The sequence below is a fragment of the Pedococcus sp. P2_A3 genome, from assembly GCF_056405035.1.
Genome location: NZ_JBFUCW010000045.1, coordinates 1 through 6,759, shown reverse-complemented (window position 1 = coordinate 6,759; position 6,759 = coordinate 1). Strand labels below are relative to the sequence as shown.

Annotated in this window: 5 protein-coding genes; 3 read left to right on the top strand and 2 right to left on the bottom strand. The window is 70.2% G+C overall.

Annotation, left to right across the window (positions count from 1 at the left end):
- Positions 1 to 126 precede the first annotated feature (126 nt).
- Positions 127 to 570, top strand: a complete 444-nt coding sequence (locus AC1DX8_RS21035) for a hypothetical protein (RefSeq protein WP_477631907.1) — start codon at positions 127 to 129, stop codon at positions 568 to 570.
- Positions 571 to 664: 94 nt separating this feature from the next.
- On the opposite strand, the gene AC1DX8_RS21030 is transcribed toward AC1DX8_RS21035, so the two are convergent.
- Positions 665 to 3,073 carry an immune inhibitor A domain-containing protein gene (locus AC1DX8_RS21030; RefSeq protein ID WP_477631906.1) on the bottom strand — a complete coding sequence of 803 codons (2,409 nt, stop codon included), beginning with the start codon at positions 3,071 to 3,073 and terminating at the stop codon, positions 665 to 667.
- A 296-nt stretch (positions 3,074 to 3,369) separates the two neighbouring features.
- Between AC1DX8_RS21030 and AC1DX8_RS21025 the strand changes: the two genes are divergently transcribed.
- On the top strand, positions 3,370 to 4,920 hold the full coding sequence (locus tag AC1DX8_RS21025; protein ID WP_477631905.1) for a phytoene desaturase family protein: 1,551 nt from the start codon (positions 3,370 to 3,372) through the stop codon (positions 4,918 to 4,920).
- Positions 4,921 to 4,927: 7 nt separating this feature from the next.
- Here the strand turns inward: AC1DX8_RS21025 and AC1DX8_RS21020 are convergent, their stop codons facing one another.
- Positions 4,928 to 5,437 carry a hypothetical protein gene (locus AC1DX8_RS21020; protein WP_477631904.1) on the bottom strand — a complete coding sequence of 170 codons (510 nt, stop codon included), beginning with the start codon at positions 5,435 to 5,437 and terminating at the stop codon, positions 4,928 to 4,930.
- A gap of 230 nt (positions 5,438 to 5,667) precedes the next feature.
- On the opposite strand from AC1DX8_RS21020, the gene AC1DX8_RS21015 reads away from it, so the two are divergent.
- On the top strand, positions 5,668 to 6,759 hold a 1,092-nt coding region (locus AC1DX8_RS21015), incomplete at its 3' end, for a hypothetical protein (protein ID WP_477631903.1).

Sequence of the window (6,759 nt, the reverse complement as noted above, 5' to 3'; positions counted from 1 at the left end):
CCCGCTCCGGTGGTGCGATCCGCATCGCCGGGACAGACTCGATGCAGGTCGCTGACCTGCAGCGACGCCAGCGATTGGCCGTCACAGAGTGGACGCCATCTAGTTGGACCACACCGAGGAGGACTGATGACAGACAGCTTCGAGGTCGCGCAGAGCAGCTCGGAGGACGAGCTGACCGACGAGCAACGGCACGAGGTCGTGGCCGCCCAGCTGCGCGGCGAGGCCAAGGCAGCCGGGGACGGTGCCGATGCCGTGGTGGCGGCCGTCGCGGCGGAGCTGGAGGAGATCGGCCTGCAGCCCGACCCCTCGGAGCTGCACCGGCGCTACGAGCAGATCGACCCCGACCTCCCCGAGCTCGCCGACGCGGGCGACGACAGAGACCTACCACCGGCCGACGCGGGCACCGACGCAGCCACCTCGGCCGATGCGTCGCAGACGGACGGCCCGTTCTCCGCGGGGGTCGACGGCGCTCGCGAACGCGGACCCGTCGATGACAGCCGGTCCGATGACCACCGGTCCGATGACAGCGGGTCCGATGACAGCGGGTCCGACGGCCAGGCTCCGCGCTAGGACGTGCACGTGCACGTGTCGTGCACCTGCAGGGGCAGGGGCCCCGTCAGCCTCCTGGCTGACGGGGCCCCTGCGTGCTGGGTGTCCAGCCGACCTACTTGGGGGCCACCGTGACGTTCAGGTGACCACCGAGGGAGACGCCGTTGACCGTGACGGTCGTGCCCGTCTTCGGGACGTCCACGCCGTACCAGCCGGGCTGGTAGCGACCCGCGTGCGCGCCGGTGGCGGCGTGCTCGTCGGAGTTGTACCACCAGGTCTTGGTGTCGTCGAAGGTCGCCACGGCCGGTTTCGAGGCGATCGAGCCGGCAACGCTGTTGTTGTGCAACGTGATCGCATCGGTGCGCTCGAGCCCGAAGGTCGAGTCGTACGCCAGGATCCGGTTGCGCATCAACGTGCCGTCCGACCAGTGGCTGAACTGCGGGTGGGCATCCACCGGCAGGATCAGACCGCCGCCCGGGTGCTCGCCGACGTTGTTGTCGCCGAACGACTCGTCCCAGTAGTTGATCAGCAGCCCGTTCTGGTACGGGTAGGTCTCCACCCAGTCGGGACGGGTGTTGAGGAACCCGAAGTTGTAGGCCGTCTTGAGCGATGCGTCGTAGCCGTCGTACTGGCGGTTCTCCAGCACGTAGGCGTTGAAGTGGAAGCTCTCGGCCTTCCCGGTGGTGCGGATGAAGCCGTCGAGCACCCAGCCCTCGTCGGTCTCAGCGTTGCCCACGACCGTGCCGTTGATGGCGACGTCGTCCACGGCGATCCCGTAGCCGATGACAGCCGGGTCGGTGGTGTAGCGCCACCGCAGCGCATTGGTGCCCGCCGGCAGGGTCGCCGTCAGGTCCACGTAGGCACCCGTCGCGAACCCGGTCGACGTCCCGGTGATACCGGTGTGCGACGGGTTGTTGCTGTTCGGGTCGGTGGTGCTGGACCGGTTGGTCAGCACCGGTGTCCACGAGGTGCCACCGTTGGTCGAGGCCTCGAGGAAGGCGTAGTCGAAGTCGGGCTCGGTGCTGTAGCGCACCTTGGCCGTGAGCGACCCGGCGGTGATGCCGGTCGTCTTGGTCATGGTGTGCGTGAACTCGTTGCCCTGTCCGCTGTAGAAGAACTGGGTGCCGGATGCAGGGACACCCACGTCGTCGACACGCTTCTTGTCGGGCAGCAGCACGAAGACTGCTTGCGGCGACTTGGTCGAGGGCGTGTTCGGGCCGAGCTTGTGCGTCGACTTCTCCCCGGCACGGGCCACCTCGTAGAACGGGCCCTTCTCACCTTGGGCGCTGAGCCAGCCGAGCTGGAACTTCTCCCAGTTGCCGAGGTCGGTCGGGGCGTCGCCGATGCCGTCAGCGCTGCCGTCGCCGATGTTGGCGCCGGAGGACATCAGGCTCCAGAAGGCGGTGTTGTTCTCCGCCCCACCGGTGTTGCCCGAGGTGTCGTACAGGTCCGGCAGACCGAGGTCGTGGCCGAACTCGTGCGCGAACACGCCGAGGCCACCGTTCTCGGGCTGGATCGTGTAGTCGTAGACCCACACGCCCGTCGGGTTGTTGGGGACCAGCGCGCTGGACACGATGCCGCCGTTGGAGCCGACGTTGACGCCGACCCCGAGCGGGCCACCCGCCTGGATGTTGGCACCGGAGCGGTGGCTCCAGATGGCGTCGGAGCCCTGGTTCGGGTCGCCGGCCGCCTGGTCGCCACCGGCGTGGACGATCTGGAAGTGGTCGATGACGCCGTCGGGCTCGTTGAACACGCCGTCGCCGTCGATGTCGTAGCGGTCCTGCTGGTCGAAGGTCTTCAGGTAGGCCTGGATCTGGGCCATCGACTGGCCGCTGTCCAGCTGCGACTTGACCCAGACGGCGAGGGCGTCGCGCACCAGCGCCTTGCTGGTGTTGCAGACGATGTCGCCGCAGTAGTCGCGGCCGTAGAGGGCCTCGTTGAACGGCACCTTGACCCACTCGGTGACGGTGCCCTCGACGGAGTAGCGGCCCGAGGACTGCGTCTCGTAGTACTTCTTCATGCGGTTGAAGTACATGTCCTCGTAGTGGGCGCGGTCGTAGTTCTGCTGCCACAGCGTGGAGTTGTCGACGCTGCGGTCCGGCGCCGGGATCTCGTTGTGCAGAGGGCCGGTCACGTCCGAGGTGCTGCCGTCCGGTGGCGGTCCCTGGAAGATCGGGTTCGGGTACTGCTGGTCGCCGAACTCGGCGATGACGACGAAGATCTTGTCCGTGCCCTCGTTCGCGAGGTTCACGTACTGACCCTTGCCCAGCTTGGCGACCGAGCCCTGCATCGCCTTGTCGCCCTTGAGCTTGCGCTGCAGGGCGGCCTGTCGCAGGGCGTCCTGCTTGATCGCCAACGGCGTGCGCAGGTTGTCGCTGCCGTGCTTGATCTTTCCGCCAGCCTTGTCCGTGGGTGGAACGGCTGCGGCGGAGCCGGTGCTGGCGACGAAGCCTGCGAGCACCAAGCTGCCTACGGCGACCAGGCTGTATGCCTTGCGCCTTCCTGAGTGGACCGTGTGTGTCACGTGGACCCTGCCTTCTATCGGTGGGAACTCCTCCTGGCGCCTGGTCCGACGCTCCTCAAGAACGCGGGCTGACCGGGACCTTCACAGTGAAGTCCCGCCTGTCCGGAATGTGATCACCCCACAACCAGTTTGTTACCTACTCGTGACCTGAACTACTCGCTGAAGCGTGCGCTGTGTGGGGCGGGTCAGGTGCGTGCGCTCCATGGATGACAAATGTCATGCCCCGTTCGTCCCACCTCCAGCGGCCCGGGGAGGGTGGGGTCAAGAGGTCGCCGCGGCGCCCGTAGGCTCGGCCGGTGGACTACGACGACGTCGTCATCGGTGCGGGGCACAACGGGCTCACGGCCGCGGCATACCTTGCAAGAGCTGGTCGGCGGGTGCTGGTGCTCGAGGCGGCCGACCACGTCGGCGGCGCCGCCGTGTCGGCCCAGGCGTTCCCGGGGGTGGACGCGCGGCTCTCGCGGTACTCCTACCTCGTGTCGCTGTTGCCGCGGCAGGTGATCACCGACCTCGACCTCGACGTCCGGCTGATCCGGCGACGGTTCTCGTCGTTCACGCCCGTGCCGTCGCAGCCGGCCCGCGGGCTGCTCGTCGACCACGGTGACCCGGACGCGACGGCGGCCGGCTTCGCGCGGCTCACCGGGAGCCCTGGCGAGTATGCCGCGTGGCAGCAGTTCTACGGGCGCGTGCAACACCTGGCCGAGCGGGTCTTCCCGACCGTGCTCGAGCCCCTGCGCACCGAGGCGGAGGTCGCGGGGTTGGTCGGCGACGACGAGCTGTGGGGCGCGCTGGTGCGCCGCCCGCTCGCCGAGGTGCTCGAGGACCAGTTCGCTGACGACACGGTGCGCGGCATCGTCGCCACCGACGCCCTCATCGGCACCTTCGCCCGGATGGGTGGCGCCGACCTGCGCCAGAACGTCTGCTTCCTCTACCACCTCATCGGCGGCGGCACGGGCGACTGGGACGTCCCCGTCGGAGGCATGGGCTCGGTGACGGACGGGCTGGCCCGTGCTGCTGCCGCGGCAGGTGCCGAGATCCGGACCTCGACCCGGGTGCTGGCGGTGGACCCCGACGGCGAGGTGGTCTTCGAGGGAGGCTCGGCCCGCGCAGGCACGATCCACGCTGCCTGCGCGCCCGCGGTCCTCAACTCCCTGCTCGCCGCGGCGGGAGCCGACCCCGTGCCCACCGAGGACGCGCCCGAAGGCGCCCAGCTCAAGGTGAACATGCTGCTCTCGCGACTGCCCCGGCTGCGCGACGAGTCGGTCGACCCAGCGGCCGCCTTCGCCGGTACGTTCCACATCAACGAGGGGTGGGCCCAGCTCGACGAGGCGTATGCCGCGGCGGACGCCGGGCGCGTGCCCCAGCTGCCGCCGTGCGAGATCTACTGCCACAGCCTCTCCGACCGGTCGATCCTCGGGCCCGAGCTGGCGGCCACGGAGGCGCAGACGCTCACCTTGTTCGGGCTGCACCTTCCGGCCCGGCTGTTCCGCGGCACGACCGAGGAGCACGACGCGGCGAAGGACCTCGCGCTCGCCCGCACGCTGGAGTCGCTCAACTCGGTGCTCGCCGAACCCATCCAGGACGTGCTGCTCCGTGATCCCGAGGGCGCCTACTGCCTGGAGGTGCGGACCCCGGTCGAGCTCGAGGCCGACCTGGGGCTCCCGGGCGGCAACATCTTCCACCGGTCGCTGCAGTGGCCGTGGGCCGAGAGCGACTCCGAGGTCGGGACCTGGGGCGTGGAGACGGGGTACCCGACGGTGCGCATCGCCGGGGCCGGCGCGCGCCGCGGGGGAGGCGTCAGCGGCATCCCCGGTCACAACGCCGCCATGTCGGTGCTCAAGGGCTGAGGAGCCGTCAGCCCCCTCGGACGTGGTCTCCGGTCGGGCTCTCGGGCCGTGACCCGAGCAGGGCGCGCACGAACCCCGGGTGGACGCGAGTGAGTAGCAGGCCGCCGTCCTGCGAGAGGTGGACACCGATGGTGTTGAACCACTCGTTGCCGGCGTAGAACGCCAGGCCGATCAGGGTGGGGAAGAGCAGGAGAGCGGGGTTGCTGCTCCCGAGGAACATGGCCGCGACGGTGAGGGCCACGCCGGTGCCGATGAGGTATAGGGCTGCGCGACGCACGCGGCGGTGACGCCGCCACACGACAGCGCGCATCGGCACCTCGATGGCATAGGGCTTCGAGGTGGCGAGGTTGGCGACGAGCCAGGGCAGGAACCCGAACACGAGCATCGCCCACGACCAGCCGGGTGCTGCGCTGCCTCTGATGGTCAGCGCGTCGGCCGTCGGGGTGCCGGTCTTGACGCAGACGGCGGGGAGCGGAACGACGCGGAAGGTCGACTCGCACACCTGGACGCTGGCCACGCGGCAAGGATAGGTGCCGGTCGTCGGTTCGGCCGGAGATCGAACAGATTCGAAGCGCCCGTTCGGCCAGTCGATCATGACGCTCGCGGGTCGCCTGGATCGCTCGCAATTCCCTGTCTTCCCAACGGTTCTCGTTGCGTGTTGTCCTTGTGCGTTGTTGGCCGCGTGGTGGGGCGGGCGGGTCGGTCCGTGGGGTTGGGTTGTCGGTGGCGGGTTGTAGGATCGAACACATGTTCGACAGCGTGGAGTCCGTGCAGGGGGCCGATCCGGCCGTCCTGTCCGGTGCGTTGTTCACGTTGACTGATGAGGAGATCGCCGGCCTGCCGGTGGAGGCGGCGGAGGCGCTGGTGCTGGCGGCGCAGCGGGTGGTGAGCGCGGCGACGGCGCGGCAGCGGTCGGCGATGGAGACGGTGGCCCGGCGCTGTGACGAGCGGGCCGAGTGCGACGCCGCCGACCTTCTGGCTGCGGGTGGGCGTCGCCGGCAGGTGTTGTCGGGGCACGCGGTCGCGGCGGGGTCGTTGGCGGCGCTGTTGCATGTGTCGCCGCGGACCATGTCGACGCGTCTGGACCAGGCCCGGCGGGTGGTGTGCGCGCTGCCGCAGGTGCAGGAGCTGGCCTGGTCCGGTGACCTGGAGCCGTACCGGGTGGACGCGGTGGTGGCGGAGTCGGGGTCCGCTCCGCCGGCACGGTTGCACGAGTTCGAGGCGCGGGTCCTCGAGGGCGGGATCGGTGAGGTGTCGTGTGCGGCGTTGCGGCGCCGGGCCCGGCGCGCGGCCGACCGGTGCGCCCCCGACGACGCCGCCCACCTGGCTGCGCTGGCCAGGTCCCGCAGTGACGTGCGGGTCCGCCCCGGGGAGTGCACCGGGATGACCCGGCTGGTGGCCGACCTGCCGACCCCGGTCGCGATGCGGGTCTGGTCCGCSGTCGACGGGTTGGCGGCGGAGTACGCGCGCGCGAACCCCGGCCAGCGGRTCGGGGCCGCGCGGGTCGACGCSYTGGCCGACCTGATCGCGGCCAACGCCACGATCAGCACCACGATCGAGCTCGTCGCCCCCATCGACCACGATCCCGGCCGCACGGACCCGTTGGGCGTCTCGAAGAGTTGCSTCGGCYCGGCGCCCGACCACAACCACAACCACRACCACGAGCACGASCAGGACCAGGCGGACCAGGCGGACCAGGCGGGCCAGGCCAGTCCAGCCGGGGCCGGCGTGGGTGTGTACGAGGACCTCGGCGGGTGCGAGGAGCTCGACGACGGGGTCCTGCACGACCACGACGGCGACCTGTGGTTCGTGTCCGCCCGCACCGAGGTCCCCCCCCCC

Coding starts and splice junctions, on each gene's coding strand:
- AC1DX8_RS21035 (WP_477631907.1), top strand. CDS start 127: ATGACAGACAGCTTCGAGGTCGCGCAGAGCAGCTCGGAGGACGAGCTG.